Source organism: Pseudonocardia sp., from assembly GCF_025465255.1.
Lineage (GTDB): Bacteria > Actinomycetota > Actinomycetes > Mycobacteriales > Pseudonocardiaceae > Pseudonocardia.
This window is the reverse complement of the sequence record NZ_JAODNI010000204.1, coordinates 79,176-97,417: the sequence shown is the minus strand read 5'-3', so window position 1 is coordinate 97,417 and position 18,242 is coordinate 79,176. Positions and strand designations below refer to the sequence as shown.

General features: G+C 74.2%; 15 protein-coding genes, 1 pseudogene and 1 riboswitch. Of the genes and pseudogenes, 10 read left to right on the top strand and 6 right to left on the bottom strand.

Annotation, left to right across the window (positions count from 1 at the left end):
• A pseudogene (locus tag JWP64_RS24810) lies at positions 1–760 on the bottom strand (glycogen debranching enzyme); the annotation flags it as partial.
• A 140-nt stretch (positions 761–900) separates the two neighbouring features.
• Positions 901–1,389 (bottom strand): carbonic anhydrase, encoded by a 489-nt coding sequence (locus tag JWP64_RS24805; RefSeq protein WP_297501766.1) that lies wholly within the window; start codon positions 1,387–1,389, stop codon positions 901–903.
• A 503-nt stretch (positions 1,390–1,892) separates the two neighbouring features.
• On the opposite strand from JWP64_RS24805, the gene JWP64_RS24800 reads away from it, so the two are divergent.
• The gene (locus JWP64_RS24800; RefSeq protein ID WP_297501764.1) at positions 1,893–2,300 is read left to right on the top strand and encodes an ABC transporter ATP-binding protein; all 408 of its coding nucleotides are present in this window, start codon (positions 1,893–1,895) and stop codon (positions 2,298–2,300) included.
• Here the strand turns inward: JWP64_RS24800 and JWP64_RS24795 are convergent.
• Positions 2,195–2,788 carry a TetR/AcrR family transcriptional regulator gene (locus JWP64_RS24795; RefSeq protein WP_297501762.1) on the bottom strand — a complete coding sequence of 198 codons (594 nt, stop codon included), beginning with the start codon at positions 2,786–2,788 and terminating at the stop codon, positions 2,195–2,197. The two genes, JWP64_RS24800 and JWP64_RS24795, sit on opposite strands and share 106 nt — an antisense overlap.
• Positions 2,789–2,822: 34 nt before the next feature.
• Positions 2,823–3,557 carry an SDR family oxidoreductase gene (locus tag JWP64_RS24790; protein ID WP_297501759.1) on the bottom strand — a complete coding sequence of 245 codons (735 nt, stop codon included), beginning with the start codon at positions 3,555–3,557 and terminating at the stop codon, positions 2,823–2,825.
• 139 nt (positions 3,558–3,696) lie between these two features.
• Here JWP64_RS24790 and JWP64_RS24785 point away from each other — a divergent pair, with 139 nt between their 5' ends.
• Positions 3,697–4,491, top strand: coding sequence for an SDR family oxidoreductase (locus JWP64_RS24785; protein ID WP_297501756.1), 795 nt, complete (start codon positions 3,697–3,699; stop codon positions 4,489–4,491).
• Here JWP64_RS24785 and JWP64_RS24780 read toward each other — a convergent pair whose 3' ends face one another.
• Positions 4,492–5,241 (bottom strand): IclR family transcriptional regulator, encoded by a 750-nt coding sequence (locus JWP64_RS24780; RefSeq protein WP_297501753.1) that lies wholly within the window; start codon positions 5,239–5,241, stop codon positions 4,492–4,494.
• A gap of 89 nt (positions 5,242–5,330) precedes the next feature.
• Here JWP64_RS24780 and hutH point away from each other — a divergent pair, with 89 nt between their 5' ends.
• The 5 genes from hutH (at position 5,331) to hutI (ending at position 12,375) form a co-directional block, all read left to right on the top strand.
• Positions 5,331–6,884: a histidine ammonia-lyase gene (gene hutH / locus JWP64_RS24775; RefSeq protein ID WP_297501750.1), complete on the top strand. Its 1,554-nt coding sequence runs from the start codon at positions 5,331–5,333 to the stop codon at positions 6,882–6,884.
• A 70-nt stretch (positions 6,885–6,954) separates the two neighbouring features.
• Complete coding sequence (gene hutU / locus JWP64_RS24770; protein ID WP_297501747.1) at positions 6,955–8,610, top strand: urocanate hydratase; 1,656 nt, start codon at positions 6,955–6,957, stop codon at positions 8,608–8,610.
• 56 nt (positions 8,611–8,666) lie between these two features.
• Positions 8,667–9,857, top strand: coding sequence for an allantoate amidohydrolase (locus JWP64_RS24765; protein WP_297501744.1), 1,191 nt, complete (start codon positions 8,667–8,669; stop codon positions 9,855–9,857).
• Positions 9,854–11,215 (top strand): formimidoylglutamate deiminase, encoded by a 1,362-nt coding sequence (locus tag JWP64_RS24760; protein ID WP_297501741.1) that lies wholly within the window; start codon positions 9,854–9,856, stop codon positions 11,213–11,215. Before JWP64_RS24765 ends, JWP64_RS24760 begins: the two co-directional genes overlap by 4 nt.
• A complete protein-coding gene (gene hutI / locus JWP64_RS24755) occupies positions 11,212–12,375 on the top strand; it encodes an imidazolonepropionase (protein ID WP_297501739.1) in 1,164 nt (387 codons plus the stop codon). Before JWP64_RS24760 ends, hutI begins: the two co-directional genes overlap by 4 nt.
• On the opposite strand, the gene JWP64_RS24750 is transcribed toward hutI, so the two are convergent.
• On the bottom strand, positions 12,343–13,758 hold the full coding sequence (locus JWP64_RS24750; protein ID WP_297501735.1) for an aminotransferase class V-fold PLP-dependent enzyme: 1,416 nt from the start codon (positions 13,756–13,758) through the stop codon (positions 12,343–12,345). The two genes, hutI and JWP64_RS24750, sit on opposite strands and share 33 nt — an antisense overlap.
• A gap of 46 nt (positions 13,759–13,804) precedes the next feature.
• Positions 13,805–13,920: riboswitch (SAM riboswitch) on the bottom strand.
• Between the two features lie 89 nt (positions 13,921–14,009).
• Here JWP64_RS24750 and JWP64_RS24745 point away from each other — a divergent pair.
• From JWP64_RS24745 to JWP64_RS24735, 3 genes are all read left to right on the top strand, one after another.
• Complete coding sequence (locus JWP64_RS24745; protein ID WP_297501732.1) at positions 14,010–14,390, top strand: VOC family protein; 381 nt, start codon at positions 14,010–14,012, stop codon at positions 14,388–14,390.
• Positions 14,391–14,530: 140 nt separating this feature from the next.
• Positions 14,531–15,928: an alkaline phosphatase PhoX gene (locus JWP64_RS24740; RefSeq protein ID WP_297501729.1), complete on the top strand. Its 1,398-nt coding sequence runs from the start codon at positions 14,531–14,533 to the stop codon at positions 15,926–15,928.
• Positions 15,929–16,143: 215 nt separating this feature from the next.
• A complete protein-coding gene (locus JWP64_RS24735) occupies positions 16,144–18,213 on the top strand; it encodes a hypothetical protein (RefSeq protein ID WP_297501726.1) in 2,070 nt (689 codons plus the stop codon).
• Positions 18,214–18,242 lie beyond the last annotated feature (29 nt).

The window sequence follows — 18,242 nt, the reverse complement described above, 5'->3', positions numbered from 1 at the left end:
GGACCATCGTCTTGAACTCCTGAACCTGCTCACCCCGGGTGCCGAAGCAGGTGTAGCCGTTGTGCGGGGCGAAGAAGCCGATGGTGTTGTAGCCCCAGTAGTTCGACAGGCCCTTGTCCTGCAGGGTGGAGTCGTCGACGAACTGGTGCACCGGCATCAGCTCGACGGCCGTGACGCCCAGGTCCCGGAAGTGCTTGATCATCGCCGGATGGGCGAGGCCGGCGTAGGTGCCGCGCACGTCCTTGGGGATGTCCGGGTGGCGCATCGTCATGCCCTTGACGTGCGCCTCGTAGATGACGGTCTCGTTGTAGGGGATGCGCAGCGGCCGGTCGTCGGCCCAGTCGAAGTACGGATCGATCACCACGGACTTCATGGTGTGCGGCGCGGAGTCCTCGTCGTTGAAGGAGTCCGGGTCCCCGAAGTTGTAGGAGAACAGGGCCTGGCCCCACTCGATCCGGCCGTCGACGGCCTTCGCGTACGGGTCCAGCAACAGCTTGGACGGGTTGCAGCGCAGCCCGGCGGCCGGGTCGTACGGCCCGTGCACGCGGTAGCCGTAGCGCTGACCGGGACGGACCCGGGGCATGTAGCCGTGCCAGACCAGGCCGTTGCGCTCCGGCAGCGGCACCTGGGTCTCGGTGCCGTCGGAGTCGAACAGGCAGAGCTCGATGCGCTCGGCGACCTCGGAGAAGATCGCGAAGTTGGTGCCACCGCCGTCGAACCTGGATCCCAGCGGGTAGGGCGAGCCGGGCCAGATGTGCACACGACCTCCTGGTCACACGAACGGGGGGCCTGTAGTTCTATCCCGTCCGCGTGCCCGGCGCGACCGCTACGCGTGGAAAGGGTGATCGGCACGCGGGAGAGGATCCCGTGGCGCCGGCCCCGCGTGCCGATCACGGCAGGTCAGACGACCTCGTTGAGCTTCCCGGTGGCGACGTCGAAGACGAACCCGCGGATGCTGTCGGTCTTCGGGACGAACGGGTTCGCCTTGATCCGGGCGATGGACTGGCGGACGTCTGCGTCGAGGTCCGGGAAGGACTCCGCGGCCCACTCCGGCTTGATGCCGGTCTCGTCCTGAATCGACTTCTTGAACTCGTCGTCGGTGAAGGTCAGCATCCCGCAGTCCGTGTGGTGGATCAGGATGATCTCCTCGGTCCCGAGGAGGCGCTGGCTGATGGCGAGGGAGCGGATCTCGTCGTCCGTGACGACGCCACCGGCATTGCGGATGACGTGCGCCTCGCCCTCGTTGAGGCCGAGGATGCCGTAGACGTTGAGGCGCGCGTCCATGCAGGCGACGACGGCGACGTGCTTCGAGGGTGGCAGCGGGAGCGGCCCGGTGAAGGTCTTGGTGTAGCGGGCGTTGTTGGCGAGCAGTTCGTCCGTGACGGACATGGATGTCTCCTGGATCGCACGAAAGGGGGTCGCGGGCCTCGTGCCCGCGAGGGGACACGACTGCGGCCGCGCGGCGACCCGGTGGAAGGGGGTCGCGCTACGCGGCCCGGAGACAGAACTCGTCGAACTCGAACACACGGCGGCTCGGCCAGAAGAACTCGAGCCGCGTGCGGATCACGCCATGAGTCAAGCGCATGGGCCGAACGGCGGGCAAGCCGGACCGAGCAGCGGCCTCGGTCACATCCCGCGAAATCGGCATTGACGGATCCGGTCGGCGTGTCCGTAGAGTCGGCGCACGGCCTGCGAGGGCCGGGACCATCCGTCCCACCGTCGGCACGACGCTCGCGCCGCCGCCGCTCTGCTCCTCGCCGCCTGCGGCTCGGGCTCCTCCGGTTCCGCCCCCGGCGCGGACGCCGGACCGCCGGTCTCCGGCGGCACCCTGTCGTGACCGCTCTCGCGGCATCCGTTCGGGCGCCGGGTCTGCCGCCTCTCGCGCGGTACGGGTGTGCGACGAGCCGGTGTCCGCGCTGGACGTGTCCGTGCAGGCCCAGGTGCTGGACCTGCTGCAGGAGCTGCAGCGCGACAGCGGCCTGACCTACCTGTTCATCTCTCACGACCTGTCCGCCGTCCGCCGGATCGCGCACCGCGTCGCGGTCATGCGCGACGGGCGGGTGCTCGAGCTCCGCCCGACCGAGGAGCTGTTCGACGCGCCCGGGCACCAGTACACCCGGGACCTGCCGGCGGCCATCGCCGGTGGGCGGCAGAGCACGCGGGTGGCCACCGGGGAGGGTGACCGGGTCCGGCCTCAGGGTGCCGTGGCCGCCCGCACCAGCGTGGCGGCCACGGCTTTCGCCGCGTCCTCCGCGCTCGGGTCCCGGTCCATCCACGCCCCGATACCGGCGCCGTCGTAGAGCAGGACGAGTTGCTGGGCGAGCGCCTTCGGGTCCTTCGCGCCCGCCTCCACGGCGAGGTCGTGGAACAGCTCGTGCACCCAGGTCCGGTACGTGCCGGACTCCTCCTCGACGGCCCCGCCGGGCCGCGCCTCCGCGCTGGCGCTCACGAAGGCGCAGCCCCGGAAGGCAGGGTCGGTGAAGCTCAGGCCCTGGACCTCGAAGACGCCGACCAGCCGCTCCGCCGGGGTGGCGTAGCGTGCCGCGAGCTCGCGGGTCATGCGCTCACGGGTCGCGGCGTGCCGGGCCTGGAGATAGGCCCTGATCAGCTCGTCCTTGCTGCCGAAGGCGTTGTAGAGGGTCGCCTTGGCCACGCCCGCCTTCTCGATGACCCGGTCGATCCCGACGGAGGTGACGCCCTCGGCGTAGAACAGCTCGCTCGCGGCGGCGAGCAGCCGCTCGCGGGCCGAAGCCCTGCTCGGGCTCCCGGCGCTCGCCTTCTTAGGCATGTCCCGATTCTGCCAGACCGGTCTGTCCGACGGATCAGATCGCCGTCCGGCCGCCGTCGACCGCGATCGTGGCGGCGGTGACGTAGGCGGCACCCGGCGAAGCCAGGAACGCGATCACCTCGGCGATCTCCTCCGGCTCGGCGCCGCGGTCGAGCAGCGTGGTCGCGCCGAGGGCGGTGATCAGCTCCGGGTTCGCGCCGTTCGTGTGGACGGGACCCGGCGCCACCGCGTTGACCCGGACCCCGTTCGGGCTGAACTCGGCGGCCCAGGACCGGGTCAGCGACGAGAGCGCCGCCTTCGTCGCCCCGTACGCGGCGCCGCCGGCCAGCCCGATCTCGCCCGCCACGCTCGCAACGCTGATGATGCTGCCGGACCCGCGCGCGGCCATCGCGGGCGCGATCGCGGCGACCAGCAGGTAGGCCGAGCGCACGTTGCTCGCGAACAGCGAGTCGAACGTGTCGGCGCCGAGGTCGGCGGTGGGGCCGAACCAGGCGAAGCCCCCGTTGTTCACCAGGACGTCCACGTCGCCGGCCTCCTCGGCGAGGCGCCGGACGTCCGCCGCGTCCCCCAGCTCGGCGGAGACGAACCGGGCCCGCCCGCCGGCCACGATGATCTCCTTGACGACCGCCTCACCGCGACCGGCGTCACGACCGTGCACGACCACCGCGAAGCCCTTCTCGGCGAGGGCGATCGCCGTGGCCCGGCCGATTCCGGAGGTCGCGCCCGTGACGAGGGCGTTGGGAACGGTGTCGCGGTGCGGTGCGGTCATGTCTCACTCCAATTGAGTAGACCGGTCTGCCCAATTCGTGGAATATAGACAGGTCTGTCTGCTGGTGTCAACCGCTCGGCCGGGCGACCCGCGTCACCCCCGAGGAAGAACCGGCGGTCACGGCGGACTTGCACCGGGTGTGAACATCGGTCTGAGTGGACGTACGGCCCTGGTGACGGGCTCGACGCAGGGCATCGGGCGCGCGATCGCGACCCGGCTCGCGCAGGCGGGCGCCGAGGTGGTGGTCAACGGCAGGACGGCGGCGCGGGTCGACGAGGCGGTCACGCGGATCGCGGCCGACGTGCCGGACGCGCGGCTGCGGGGCATTGCCGCGGACGTCGCGGACGACGAGGGCGCGGCAGGGCTGATCGCCGAGCTCCCGGACGTCGACGTGCTGGTGAACAACCTCGGGATCTTCGGCGCGGTCCCCGTCCTGGAGATCGACGACGCCGAGTGGCGCCGCTACTTCGACGTCAACGTGCTCGCCGGGATCCGGCTGACCAGGGCGTACCTGCCCGGGATGATGGACCGCGGGTTCGGCCGGGTGCTGTCGATCTCCAGCGACTCGGCCGTGGTGACGCCGGTGGAGATGGTGCACTACGGGGTCACGAAGACCGCCCAGCTCGCGGTGACGCGCGGGTTCGCGAAGGCCGCGGCGGGCACCGGGGTGACCGTGAACTCGGTGCTGGCGGGGCCGACCCACACCGAGGGCGTCGAGGACTTCGTGGCGGAGCTCGTCGGGGACGACCTGCCCTGGGACGAGGCGCAGCGGCGGTTCATGCGCGAGCACCGGCCGCAGTCGCTGCTGCAGCGGCTGATCGAGCCGGTGGAGATCGCGAACATGGTCGTGTACCTCAGCTCGGACCTCGCCTCGGCGACGACCGGCGGGGCGGTGCGAGTCGACGGCGGGTACATCGACTCGATCCTGCCGTAGCTATCCGCCCATCCGGTTCCGGACGGCGCGGGCGGTGCGCTGCACCTCCGCGATGATCACGTCGCGGTCCTCGTCCGCGCCGCGGGGGTAGGTCACCGCGACGCTCGCCACCGGCAGATCCAGGTGGTCCGGCACCGCGACCGCGACGGACGCGAAACCGGGCGTGACCTCTCCGTTCTCGGTCGCGTACCCGTCGCGGCGAACCTCGACGAGCAGCCGGCGCAGCGCCGTCGGCGAGCGTGGCCCGGCGTCGTGCCGGACCACGAACGCGTCGGGTGTCGGGTAGAGCGCGCGGACCTGGGCCGGGGGCAGCCCGGCGAGCATGGCCCGGCCGCTCGCGGTGAGGCTGGCCGGCAACCGGACGTCGACGTCCGTCACCAGCGGCGGCCGGCCCGGCGCGCGCTCCTCGATGAGGTACACGACGTCCCGCCCGTGCAGCACCCCGAGGTGCGCGGTGTGGCCCACCCGGTCCACGAGCCGGGCCAGCGGGATCCGGGCGAGGCGCTGCAGCGGGGCCTGCCGCAGGTACCCGCTGCCGAGCTCGTAGGCCGAGAGGCCCAGCGCGTAGCGTCGCTCGTCCTCCAGATGCACGACGAACGCCTCCTCGGCCAGCGTCGTGAGCAGCTGGTACGTCGTCGAGCGGGGGATCCCGAGGTCCCGCGCGATCGCCGCGGCGGGCACCGGTCCGGCCTGGCGCGCGAGATGGCGCAGGATCGCCAGGGTCTGGGCGGCGGCCGGAACGCGGGACACTCCCTGATCTAAGCGAACTGTCCGGGATATCGGACGGCGATCGCCGGATCGCCTGGTGTGGCGGTTCCGACGGGTGTTGGGTTCTCGACGTGCTGTCGACCCTCACCGCAACCGTCACCATCGGATCCGGCCCGCTGACCCGGGAGGAGGTCGTCGCCGTCGCCCGGGGCGGGGCGGCGCTCGCCGTCGACCCGGAGTGCGAGGCCGCGGTCCGGCAGACGCGACGCGTGATCGAGGCGCTCGCGGACGACGTCGTGCCGCACTACGGCGTCTCGACCGGCTTCGGCGCGCTGGCGACCCGGCACATCCCCGTTGACCGGCGCGGCGACCTGCAACGCAACCTCGTCCGCTCCCACGCCGCCGGCTCCGGGCCGGAGGTGGAGGGCGAGGTCGTCCGGGCGCTCATGCTGCTGCGGCTGTCCACGATGCTGACCGCGCGCACCGGGGTCCGGATGGAGACCGCGCAGGCCTACGCCGCCCTGATCGACACCGGGATCACCCCGGTCGTCCGCGAGTACGGCTCGCTCGGCTGCTCCGGGGACCTCGCGCCGCTCGCCCACTGCGCGCTCGCGGTGATGGGGGAGGGCGAGGCCCGCGACGCCGACGGCCGGCTGCTCCCCGCCGCCGAGGCCCTCGCGGCCGCCGGGCTCGCGCCCGTCGCGCTGCGGGAGAAGGAGGGCCTCGCGCTGATCAACGGCACCGACGGCATGCTCGGGATGCTGGTGCTCGCCTGCCACGACCTCCGACGCCTGGTGGCCACGGCCGACGTCGCCGCGGCGATGAGCGTCGAGGCCCTGCTCGGGACGGACGCCGCGTTCGCCGAGGACCTGGTCGCACTGCGCCCGCATCCGGGGCAGCAGGCCAGCGCGGCCAACCTGCGCGCACTGCTCGTCGGGTCGTCGATCATGGCGAGCCACCGCGGGCCGGACTGCACCCGCGTGCAGGACGCGTACTCGTTGCGCTGCGCGCCCCAGGTGCACGGGGCCGCGCGGGACACCCTCGCGCACGCCGAGGCCGTCGCGGACCGCGAGCTCGCCGCGGCGATCGACAACCCGGTCGTCACGGTCGACGGACGGGTGGAGAGCAACGGGAACTTCCACGGCGCGCCCCTCGGGTACGTGCTGGACTTCCTGGCGATCGCGGTCGCGGACCTGGCGTCGGTCAGCGAGCGGCGGACGGACCGGTTCCTCGACGTCGCCCGCAACCACGGCCTGCCCGCCTTCCTCGCGCACGACGCCGGCGTCGACTCCGGGCACATGATCGCCCAGTACACGCAGGCCGGGATCGTGTCCGAGCTCAAGCGGCTCGCCGTCCCCGCCTCCGTGGACTCGATCCCGTCGAGCGCCATGCAGGAGGACCACATCTCGATGGGCTGGGCGGCCGCGCGCAAGCTGCGGACCGCCGTCGACGGGTTGCGGCGCGTCGTCGCGATCGAGGTGCTCACCGCCGCGCGGGCGCTGGACCTGCGCGCCCCACTCGCTCCCGCTCCGGCCACCGCCGCGGTGCGGGACCTGCTGCGCGAGACCGTCCCGGGCCCCGGCCCGGACCGGTACCTCGCGCCCGAGATCGAGGCCGCTGTCGCCGCCGTGGCGAACGGCTCCGTCCTGTCCGCCGCCGAGACGATCACCGGAGTTCTGCGCTGACGCGCTCGTGCGCGGATCTCGTTGCCAGGGCGACGCCATCCACGCACGAGCCTCCGAAGGAGGCAATCACATGAACGGCGCCCGTCCGGTCCGCGCCCCGCGCGGCACCACGCTGACCGCCCGCAGCTGGCAGACCGAGGCCCCGCTGCGGATGCTGATGAACAACCTCGACGCCGAGGTCGCCGAGCGGCCGGACGACCTCGTCGTCTACGGCGGGACCGGCCGCGCGGCCCGGGACTGGCAGTCCTACGACGCGCTGGTCCGGACGCTGACCACGCTGGCGGACGACGAGACGATGCTCGTCCAGTCCGGCCGTCCGGTCGGGGTGATGCGGACCCACGAGTGGGCGCCGCGGGTGCTGATCGCGAACTCGAACCTGGTGGGGGACTGGGCGAACTGGCCCGAGTTCCGTCGGCTCGAACAGCTCGGCCTGACCATGTACGGCCAGATGACGGCCGGCTCGTGGATCTACATCGGCACCCAGGGAATTCTGCAGGGCACCTACGAGACGTTCGCCGCCGTCGCCGAGAAGCGGTTCGGCGGCACTCTCTCGGGGACGCTGACCGTCACCGGCGGCTGCGGCGGCATGGGCGGCGCGCAACCCCTGGCGGTGACGCTCAACGGCGGGGTCTGCCTGGTCGTCGACGTCGACGAGGCGCGGTTGCGTCGCCGGATCGAGCACCGCTACCTGGACCGGCTCGCGGGGTCGCTCGACGAGGCGGTGCGTCTGTGTGCGCAGAGCAGAGCGGCGGGGGAGGCGCTGTCCGTCGGGCTCGTCGGGAACTGCGCGTCCGTGCTGCCCGAACTGCTGCGCCGCGGGGTGGAGGCCGACGTCGTCACGGACCAGACCTCCGCGCACGATCCGCTCTCGTACCTGCCCGCCGGCGTCACCGTGGACGACTGGGCGGACTACGCCCGGACCAAGCCCGAGGAGTTCACGGACCGGGCGCGGGAGTCGATGGCCCGGCACGTCGAGGCGATGGTCGGGTTCGCGGACGCGGGCGCCGAGGTCTTCGACTACGGCAACTCGATCCGGGACGAGGCCCGGCGCGGCGGGTTCGAGAACGCGTTCTCGTTCCCCGGCTTCGTACCCGCCTACATCCGGCCGCTGTTCTGCGAGGGCAAGGGCCCGTTCCGCTGGGCAGCCCTCTCCGGGGACCCGAAGGACATCCGGGCGACCGACGACGCCGTCCTGGCGCTGTTCCCGGACCACGACCGGCTGCACCGCTGGATCCGGGCCGCCCAGGAGCGCGTCGCGTTCCAGGGGCTGCCCGCCCGGATCTGCTGGCTCGGCCAGGGCGAGCGGGACCTCGCGGGCGTGCGGTTCAACGAGATGGTCGCCTCGGGCGAGATCAGCGCCCCGATCGTGATCGGCCGGGACCACCTGGACACCGGCTCCGTCGCCTCGCCGTACCGGGAGACCGAGTCGATGCTCGACGGCTCGGACGCGATCGCGGACTGGCCGTTGCTGAACGCGCTGGTCAACACCGCGTCCGGGGCGACCTGGGTGTCGATCCACCACGGCGGCGGGGTCGGCATCGGCCGGTCGATCCACGCCGGGCAGGTGACCGTCGCGGACGGGACGGAGCTCGCTGCGGCCAAGATCGAGCGGGTGCTCTCCAACGACCCGGCCATGGGCGTGATCCGGCACGTCGACGCCGGCTACGACACCGCCCGAGCAACAGCGAGGACCGCCGGCATCCGCATCCCCCTGGACGAGGCATGACCGCGTTGTGGAGCCGTGACGCGGATTCTGCGGGCTCTGAATCGCGTTGCGGCTCCTTGACGCGGGGGTTCGACTCGCTCTGGGAGGCGTTGGTGCCAGTGGGGCTGGCGCGGTCCGGCGGGTACCGGCGGTTCGCCTGGACGGCGGAGGACTCCCTGCTGCGGGAGTGGTTCGCGGGCGAGGCGGCGGCGCGGGGGCTCGACCTCGTCACCGACCGATGCGGCAACCAGTGGGCCTGGTGGGGGGACCCGGACGTCGACGGGCCGGGCGTCGTCCTCGGCTCGCACCTGGACTCGGTGCCGGACGGGGGCGCGTTCGACGGCCCGCTCGGCGTCGTGTCCGCGTTCGCGGCCCTCGACGAGCTGCGGGCCCGCGGGGTCGTGCCGGCCCGGCCGATCGCCGTCGCGCACTTCGCGGACGAGGAGGGTGCCCGGTTCGGCGTGGCCTGCGCGGGATCGCGGCTGCTCACCGGCCTGCTCGACCCGGAGCGCGCCCGCGCGCTGACCGGCCCCGACGGCGTCTCGATGGCCGAGGCGATGACCCGCGCCGGACACGATCCGGCCTGGATCGGCCGGGACACGGAGACCCTGCGCCGGATCGGGACCTACGTCGAGCTGCACGTGGAGCAGGGCCGCGGGCTCGTCGACCTGGACCGGCCGGTCGCCGTCGGCTCCGCGATCTGGCCGCACGGCCGCTGGCGGATCACCCTGCCCGGCCGCGCGGACCACGCGGGGACGACGCGGCTCGCCGACCGGGACGATCCGATGCTCGCCCTCGCGGACGTCGTCCAGCGGATCCGGGCGGCGGCCGAGCGGCACGACGCGGTGGCGACCTGCGGGAAGGTCACGGTGGAACCGAACGCGGTCAACGCGATTCCGTCGCAGGTCACGGCCTGGCTCGACGCCCGGGGCGCGGACGAGGCCCGGGTGACGGCGGTGGTGTCGGAGGTGATCGCCGCCGCGCGGGAGCACGGCGGGACGGTGGCGAAGGAGTCCTGGACGCGGGCGACGACGTTCGATGCGGCCCTCGGGGCCCGCCTCGCGTCCCTGGTGGGAGACGCCCCTGTCCTCCCCACCGGCGCGGGCCACGATGCCGGGATCCTCGCGTCCGTCGGGATCCCGGCGGCGATGCTCTACGTCAGGAACCCGACCGGGATCTCCCACGCCCCGGAGGAGCACGCGCAACCGGAGGACTGCCACCAGGGCGTCGAAGCCCTGACCGCGGTGGCGGAGCACCTCGCCCGATGACCGCACCCCGGAGCCACGACGCCGATCCCGGGCCCCCGGATCCGCGACATGGCTCCCTGACGCGGTTCTGGGTTCGGTACGCGCAGCTGCCCGGCGGGACGACGCCGGACGTGCTCGTGTCGGTGGCGGACGGCGTGATCGCCTCGGTGGAGACCGGGGTTCCGGCCGGCGACGCCTTCGTGCTGCCCGGGGTGCTACTGCCCGGCTTCGTGAACGCCCACAGCCACGCCTTCCACCGGGCGCTGCGCGGGCGGACGCACGACCGCGGCGGGACGTTCTGGACCTGGCGGGAGCGGATGTACGCCGTCGCGCAGCGGCTCGACCCGGACTCCTACCTGGCGCTGGCCCGCGCCGTCTACGCCGAGATGGCGCTCGCGGGTGTCACGTCGGTGGGAGAGTTCCACTACCTGCACCACGGCCGCGGCGGGGTGCCCTACGCGGACCCGAACGCGATGACCGAGGCGCTGCGGCAGGCCGCCGCCGACGCCGGGATCCGGCTCGTGCTGCTCGACGCCTGCTACCTCGCGGGCGGGTTCGGCGTCGGCCTCGACCCGGTCCAGCGCCGGTTCTGCGACGGCACGGCGGAGGCGTGGGCGGCCCGGGTCGCCGCGCTGCGGAGGAGCGACGGCATGCGGGTCGGCGCCGCCGTGCACTCCGTCCGGGCCGTCCCGCGGGACCAGCTGCCGGTCGTCGCGAGGGCCGCCGCGGGCCTGCCGCTGCACGTCCACCTCTCCGAACAGCCCTCCGAGAACGAGGCCTGCCTGGCGGCGCACGGCCTGACCCCGACGGCGCTGCTGGCGGAGTCCGGCGTCCTCGGCGAGCGGACCACCGCCGTCCACGCCACCCATCTGACCGGCGCCGACGTCGCGCTGCTCGGCCGCACCCGCACCGCCGCCTGCCTCTGCCCGACGACCGAACGCGACCTCGCAGACGGCCTCGGGCCGGCCCGGCAGCTCGCCGACGCCGGGGTCCGGCTGTCCCTCGGCAGCGACCAGCACGCCGTGATCGACCTCCTCGAGGAGGCGCGGACCCTGGAGATGCACGAGCGGCTCCGGACCGGGGAACGCGGCCGGTTCACGCCCACCGACCTGCTCGACGCGTTGACGGCGAACGACGTGCTCGGCGAGCGGAGCGCGCGGATCGAGGCCGGCGCGCCCGCCGATCTCGTCGCGGTCCGCACGGACACGGTCCGGACGGCGGGCGCGGACCCCGCCCAGATCGTCCTCGCCGCCACCGCCGCGGACGTGGACACCGTGATCGTGGGCGGCGTCCTGGTCGTCCGGGGCCGCCGGCACCGGCTCGGCGACGTCGCGGCGCTGCTCCGGACCACGATCGAGCCGCTGTGGAGGGACGAATGACCACCCTCGTCACGGGCATCGGCGAGCTCACCACGCAGGACCCGGAGCGCGGGACCCTGCAGGACGCCGCCCTGGTGATCGACGACGAGCTGATCGCCTGGGTCGGCCCCGCCGCGTCCGCCCCGGCGGCCGACGAGCGGATCGACGTGGAGGGGCGCGCGGTCGTGCCCGGCTTCGTCGACTCCCACTCCCACCTGGCCTTCGCCGGGGACCGCGCGGACGAGTTCGCGGCCCGGATGGCGGGGGAGCGCTACGACGGCGGGGGGATCGCCCGGACCGTCGAGGCCACCCGCGCCGCCCCCGACGAGGTGCTGCGCGCCCTGCTCGCCCGCCGGGTGGCGGAGCTGCGCGCGCAGGGCACGACCACCGTCGAGATCAAGAGCGGCTACGGCCTGACGGTCGACGACGAGCTCCGCACGCTCCGGCTCGCCGCCGAGGTCACCCCCGAGACGACCTTCCTCGGCGCCCACGTCGTCCCCGCGGGGACCGACGTGGACTCCTACGTCGCGCTGGTCACCGGCGAGATGCTCCACGCCTGCGCCCCGCACGCCCGCTGGATCGACGTGTTCTGCGAACCGGCCAGTCCGCACGCCTTCGACGGCGATGCGGCCCGGACCGTTCTGGAGGCCGGCCGGGCCGCGGGGCTCGGGCTGCGGGTGCACGGCAACCAGCTCGGGCCCGGGCCCGGGGTGCGGCTCGCGGTCGAGCTGGGGGCGGCCAGCGTCGACCACTGCACCTACCTGACCGGCGACGACGTCGACGCGCTGGCCGGCGGGGACACCGTCGCGACGCTGCTGCCGGGCGTCGAGTTCTCCACGCGGTCGCCCTACCCGGACGCGCGCAGGCTGCTCGACGCCGGCGTCACCGTCGCGCTCGCCACGGACTGCAACCCGGGGACGTGCTCCTCGTCGTCGATGCCGTTCATGATCGCCCTCGCCGTCCGGGAGATTGGCATGACGCCCGCCGAGGCGCTGTGGGCCGCGACGGCGGGCGGGGCGAGGGCGCTGCGGCGCACGGACATCGGGGTCGTCGCGCCGGGGAACCGCGCGGATCTCGCGGTCCTCGACGCGCCGACGCACCTGCACCTGGCCTACCGGCCCGGGGTTCCCCTCGCCCGGAGCCTGCGCTCACCCACTCGCCGCCGACTCACTCGCCGCTGAGCCACTCGCCGCAGGCCGCACCCGGCGCGGCCGGGCGTCGCCGAGGCGGAGCGGGTCGTGGTTCCGCGGGTCCGACGTGGGCTGCCACCGGCCGTCGACGATCGAGTAGCCGACGCCCGGGCCGTCGGTGACGAGCGCCCGCAGGGCCGTGAGCAGGCGCTCGACGTGCTCGGCGGTGGTGCCGAGGCCGAGGCTGGTCCGCACGGCGTCGCTCCCGCCGGCGATCCGGGCGAGCAGCGGGTGGGCGCAGAACTTGCCGTCGCGCACCCCGATCCCGTGCTCGGCGGACAGGTACGCGGCGACGAGGCCGGCCGGGACGCCGTCGACGGTGAAGCTCGCGACCGCGACCCGGTCCGGGGCGTCGGACCAGATCGTCAGCGGGGTGACGCCGGGGATCGCGGCGAGGCCGTCGGTCAGCGTGGCGAGCAGCGCGCGCTCGTGGGCGACCGCGTCGTCCAGGATCGGGTCCAGCGCCCGGCAGGCGGCGGCGAGCGCGGCGGCACCCAGGACGTTCGGGGTGCCCGCCTCGTGCCGGTGCGGGGCGGGGGACCAGGAGACCTCCGCGGTGGCGCCGTCGGTCGTGACCGCGCGAACCGCACCGCCGCCCGCGAGGTACGGGGCCGCGACGTCCAGCCAGTCCCGGCGGCCGATCAGCGCGCCGGCGCCGTAGGGGGCGTAGAGCTTGTGCCCGGACAGGACGAGGTAGTCCACGCCGGTGGTGGCGATGTCGACCCGGCGGTGCGGAGCGAGCTGCGCAGCGTCCAGGACCACGCGGGCGCCGCCCGAGTGGGCGATCTCGACGATGCGCTCGACCGGCAGGATCTCCCCGGTCACGTTGGACGCGCCGGTGATCGCGAGGAGGGCGGTGGGCCGGGCCGCCATCGCCTCGCGCAGCGTCTCGAGGGTGGCCTCCACGGTCGGCCCGGCGGTCAGCACGCGGTGTCCGCCGCTACCGCGCCAGGCCAGCAGGGTCGCGTGGTGCTCGACGTCCAGGATGAGCACCGGGCCGGGGACGGCGCCGGCCAGCAGGTTCAGCGCGTCCGTGGTGTTGCGGGTGAAGACGACGACGTCGTCCTCGCGGGCGCCGACGAACTCGCCGATCGTGGTGCGGGCCCGCTCCAGGACCGCGGTGCAGACCTGCGAGGCGTACCCGGCGCCGCGGTGCACGCTGGCGTAGTAGGGGAGCAGCTCGGCGACGTGGTCCGCGACGGCCTGCAGCGCGGGGGCGCTGGCGGCGACGTCGAGGTTGGCGTAGGCGACGCTGCGCCCGTCGACGAGAGGGATCCGCAGGTCGCACCCCACGACGGACGGGAGCGTCGCGCAGGTGCCGGCGGGGGCCTGCACGGCAGTCTGCACGGGACGCGTGGACGTGACGACGGACATGATGATCCTCCCGGGACCTTCACAGGACCCGGATCGCGAGGGATCGGGTCCGCGCTTGCCGGGCGCGGGTGTTCGCGCCGGCCTGGTCGTCACCCGGAGCACCCCACCGCGGAGGAGGGTTGCCGGCCAGCAAGCCGGGGCTTGACGCTGGCACTCGTGACCTGCCTCAGACCGTAGGACGGTCCGGGTGCGGCGGTCAAGGCCGTTGTGACCCGCTCGAAACTGTCGGCGCGCGGTCCTACGGTCCTTGCATGACCGCGATCGGAAAGCTCAGCCTGTTCGCACTCGACTGCCCGGACGCCCTGGCGCTCGCGCGGTTCTACTCGGCGATCACCGGCTGGCCGGTCGCCTCCGAGGACACCGCCGCCGACGACCACTGGGTCGAGCTCGATCCCGGTACCGGCTCCGTGACCATCGCGTTCCAGCAGGTCGCGAGCTACCGGCCGCCCGTGTGGCCCGGCTCCGACCACCCGCAGCAGGCGCACCTGGACTTCGACGTGCCGGACCTGGACAAGGCCGAGAAGCAGGTACTCACGATCGGGGCGCGGAAGGGCGAGGTGCAGCCCGGGGAGACGTTCCGGGTGTTCCTGGACCCGGTGGGTCACCCGTTCTGCCTCGTGCTGATCCGCTGACGGAGGGCTCGCGCGCTTGATCCGTTCCGTTCCGCCGCCGTTCACCGTCGTGTCTCCTCCGTCCGTCACTGTGGCGGCCGGCCACCACCCGGTCGGGTGACGAGCCCGGCCGGGACGTGCACGGAACGGAGACACACGAGATGACCCAGGAACTGTCGCGCCGGGGATTCCTGCAGCGCACCGCTGTCGCAGGGGCCGGCGTGATGCTGATCGGCGGGACCGAGATGCTGATGACCGCGCCGTCGGCGTCGGCCGCGCCGCGTGAGCCCGGCTACGGGCCGCTCGTCGCGGACCCCGCCGGCCGGCTCGCGCTCCCCGCGGGCTTCGCCTACTCGATCGTCACCCACGCGGGCGTCACGACCCTGGAGTCCGGCGAGCCGACGCCCCGCAACCACGACGGCACGGGCGCCTTCCGCCGCCGCGGCGGCGGCACGGTGCTGGTGAACAACCACGAGATCCGGGAGCCGTTCGGCACCCACCTCCCCGTCCCGCACCTCGACGGCATGGTCTACGACCCGGGCGCGGCCGGCGGCTGCACGGTCGTCGAGACGAACCCGGACGGCACCCGCCGGACCGAGTACGTCGGCATCGCCGGCACCGCCACGAACTGCGCCGGCGGGCAGACGCCGTGGGACACCTGGCTGACCTGCGAGGAGATCGACGCGCTCGCCGGGACCGGCGGCTTCCAGAAGGATCACGGCTACGTCTTCGAGGTCGACCCGCACGACCGTCGGGCCAACCGGGACCCGCAGCCGATCAAGGCGCTCGGCCGGTTCGAGCACGAGGCCGCCGCCGTCGACCCCCGGCGCGGAGACATCTACCTCACCGAGGACGCCGCCAAGCCGAACGGCCTGCTCTACCGCTGGGCCCCGCCGCGCGGCTACCGCGGCCGGCACGGCGCGCTGCGAGGCCTCGGCCCGACGGACGGCGTGCTCAGCGCGATGAAGGCGTTCGACGACGCGGGCAAGCACGTCCCGGACCTGTCGCTGGCCGCGAAGGTCGGCACGACCTACCGGATCGAGTGGGTGCCGGTCCCGGACCGGGACGGCCGCAGCACCGCCACCCGCAAGCAGTTCGGCGACGGCGACATCACCCGCGCGCGCAAGCTGGAGGGCGCGTGGTGGGACGCCGACGGCGCCTGGATCGTCTCGAGCTTCGCCCGCGCGGAGAGCCCGGCCCAGCACGACGGGCAGGTCTGGTTCTACGACCCGAAGCGCGCCACGCTGACCCTGCGGCTGCTGTTCGGTCGCAACGCGAGCCCGCAGACCGACGGTGCCTTCGACGGCCCGGACAACGTCAGCATCTCGCCCTACGGCGGTGTCATCCTGGCCGAGGACGGTGAGGGCGTGCAGCACCTGATCGGCGCGACCGAGAGCGGCGTGACGTTCCCGGTGGCGCGCAACGACTTCACCGACGGCAGCAAGAACGTCGAGTTCACCGGGCCGATCTACTCGCCGGACCGGAAGGTGCTCTTCGCCAACGTCCAGGAGCCCGGTTACATGTTCGCCATCACCGGCCCGTGGCGGCACCAGAGGTGAGAAGTCGATCCCGTTCCCCGGGCCGGCGCGCGTCGCCCCGGGGGCGGGTGCGACCGGTCTTGCAGCACATCCACCCTGGACCACCACTCACTCGGGCGTAGATCCGCGGGACGCCCGCCCCGAGGCCGGGGGCGGCCGTGGGAGGTGTGTTCCGATCCCGACGGACCGGGTATCCGCGGGGCACAAGGCCGAAGCTGCTGTTCGAGGGGCTGTCGATGGCGCTGCTCCGCCCGTCCGCGCTGGTCCGCCGAGCAGCGGACGGTGCGGTCCACGTCGCCGCGGCCGGTGCCGGGCTCGCCGCGGGATCGGCGGTGCTCACGGCCGGGCTCGTGGTGGAGTCGACGCGGGCGGGCGCCCGCGCGGCGCGTGCCGCCGCCGCCACCACGGTCGCGGCGGCCGCGAAGTCCGCGGAGCTCGCCAAGGACGTCGGTGTCGGGAGCGTCCGGATCGCCGGCACCCTGGTCCCGGGATCGGACCGGGTCGCCGACGGAAGCATGGGGCGGCTCGCCGGCGTCGCCCGCGGAATGTTCGAGCCCCCGCAGGCGCGGCACAGCCGCCGCGTGTGGGCCGCCGGCGGCCGGACGCACGTCGAGCTCGCCGCCCCGACGCTGGAAGGCGGTCCGGAGGTCGAGCAGGCCCTGCGGCGGCACCTCGAGCGGCTCGAGGGCGTCGAGTGGGCGGCGGTCAACAACGTCGTCGGGCGGGTCCCCGTGGCCTTCGACGACAAGCGGATCAGCGTCGAGGACCTGGTCGGCGTGGTGACCAGGATCGAGCGGGCACGGGGCGGGCGCCAGGTCTTCCCGCAGCGCGACGAGCACCCCGCCGACCTGGAACCGCTGCTGGCCGCGGTCGTCACGGCGGCCGTCGACACCGCGGCGACCGGGATGGCCTACGGCGGGAAGGCGCTGGCGGTGCCGGCCCTGACCCGGCACGCCACGCTCGTGCTCGCGCTGCTCGACTCCCAGCAGTGGATCAGGCAGGGGCTGACCGACCGGATCGGCCCGATCGGCACCGACCTCGTGTTCACCGGGATGAGCGCGCTGCTGCACGCGCTGACGCAGAGTCCGGTGATCCCCGCGCTCAACGCCGCCGCGGCTGTGCAGCGGGCGGCGGAGATGGACGCCCGGCGGGAGGTGTGGCGGCGGCGGGAGCCGGAGCTGTGCAGGCCTGCGCCGCAGGACGCCTCCCCCGAGCCGATGCCGGCCCCGGGCGAGCGGCCGGTCCCCCTGCGACCCGGACCGATCGAGCGCTACCGGTCCCGGCTGGGCCCGACGTCGCTCGCGGGTGCGGGGGCGCTGCTCGCGCTGACCCGACAGCCGGCCCGGTCGGCGGACCTGCTCAAGTGCCTCACCCCCAAGGCCGCCGTCCAGGGTCGCGAGGCGTTCGCGACCGTGCTGGACCTGCTGATGTGCCGGAGGGGGGTGCTGCCGATGGACGGCTCGGCCTACCGCCGGCTGGACCGCGTCGACGTCGTCGTGCTGGACAGCGACGCGCTGTGCACCGGCCCCCCGGTCGTACTCCGGGTGGCGACCGAGGCCGAGGGCCGGGACGAGGCCGCGCTCTGGCCGGCGGCGACGAGGCTGGTCGGTGAGTGCGGCGCGGAGGACGAGGGCTGCTGTGGTGGGACCGACGGCCTGCGCCTCGGGCCCGCGGAGGAGTCGCCGGACGCCCCGGGCGGGCGGACGCACGGGCTGTTCGACGGCGCCGAACGGGTCGGTTCGGTCGTGGTCGCCGCCGAGCTCGATCCGCACGCCGAGGCCCTGCTCGTCGCCGTCGGTGAGGCCGGGCACCACCTGGTCCTCACCGACCACGTGGGGACGCGGGAGATCGCCGGTGTTGCCGACGAGGTCGCCGCCGCCGGTGAGCCGCTCCTGGACACGGTGCGCCGGCTGCAGGCCGGCGGCGCGGGCGTGCTGGCGGTGTCCGCCGCGGACGGTCGCGCGCTCATGGCCGCCGACGTCGCCGTGGCCCCGGTGCGGGTCGGATCCGCTCCGGCGTGGGGCGCGGACCTCGTGACGGGCCGCGGCCTCGTCGACGCCTTCCGCATCGTCGCGGCGACGGCCCCGGCGCGCGCGGTGAGCCGGCAGTCGGTGAGCACAGCGCTGACCGGCAACGTGCTGGGGAGCCTGCTCGCCGCGGTCGGCGACCCGCGCCGCGGGCAGCGGAAGGCGACCACCCCGGGCAAGACGGCGACGGCACTGACGATGGCGGTCGGGACCTGGACCGCCCTGCGGACCGGCGCCCGACCGCCGCCCGCACCGGCTGTGCACACGCAGTGGCGGTAGGGCACGGCCCGGATCCTCCGCGGTGCAGA

Excerpts from the sequence above, each read along its gene's own strand:
- JWP64_RS24805 (WP_297501766.1), bottom strand. The coding sequence starts at position 1,389 with ATGTCCGTCACGGACGAACTGCTCGCCAACAACGCCCGCTACACCAAG.
- JWP64_RS24795 (WP_297501762.1), bottom strand. The coding sequence starts at position 2,788 with ATGCCTAAGAAGGCGAGCGCCGGGAGCCCGAGCAGGGCTTCGGCCCGC.
- JWP64_RS24790 (WP_297501759.1), bottom strand. The coding sequence starts at position 3,557 with ATGACCGCACCGCACCGCGACACCGTTCCCAACGCCCTCGTCACGGGC.
- hutU (WP_297501747.1), top strand. The coding sequence starts at position 6,955 with ATGAACGGCGCCCGTCCGGTCCGCGCCCCGCGCGGCACCACGCTGACC.
- JWP64_RS24760 (WP_297501741.1), top strand. The coding sequence starts at position 9,854 with ATGACCGCACCCCGGAGCCACGACGCCGATCCCGGGCCCCCGGATCCG.
- hutI (WP_297501739.1), top strand. The coding sequence starts at position 11,212 with ATGACCACCCTCGTCACGGGCATCGGCGAGCTCACCACGCAGGACCCG.
- JWP64_RS24750 (WP_297501735.1), bottom strand. The coding sequence starts at position 13,758 with ATGTCCGTCGTCACGTCCACGCGTCCCGTGCAGACTGCCGTGCAGGCC.
- JWP64_RS24745 (WP_297501732.1), top strand. The coding sequence starts at position 14,010 with ATGACCGCGATCGGAAAGCTCAGCCTGTTCGCACTCGACTGCCCGGAC.
- JWP64_RS24740 (WP_297501729.1), top strand. The coding sequence starts at position 14,531 with ATGACCCAGGAACTGTCGCGCCGGGGATTCCTGCAGCGCACCGCTGTC.
- JWP64_RS24735 (WP_297501726.1), top strand. The coding sequence starts at position 16,144 with ATGGCGCTGCTCCGCCCGTCCGCGCTGGTCCGCCGAGCAGCGGACGGT.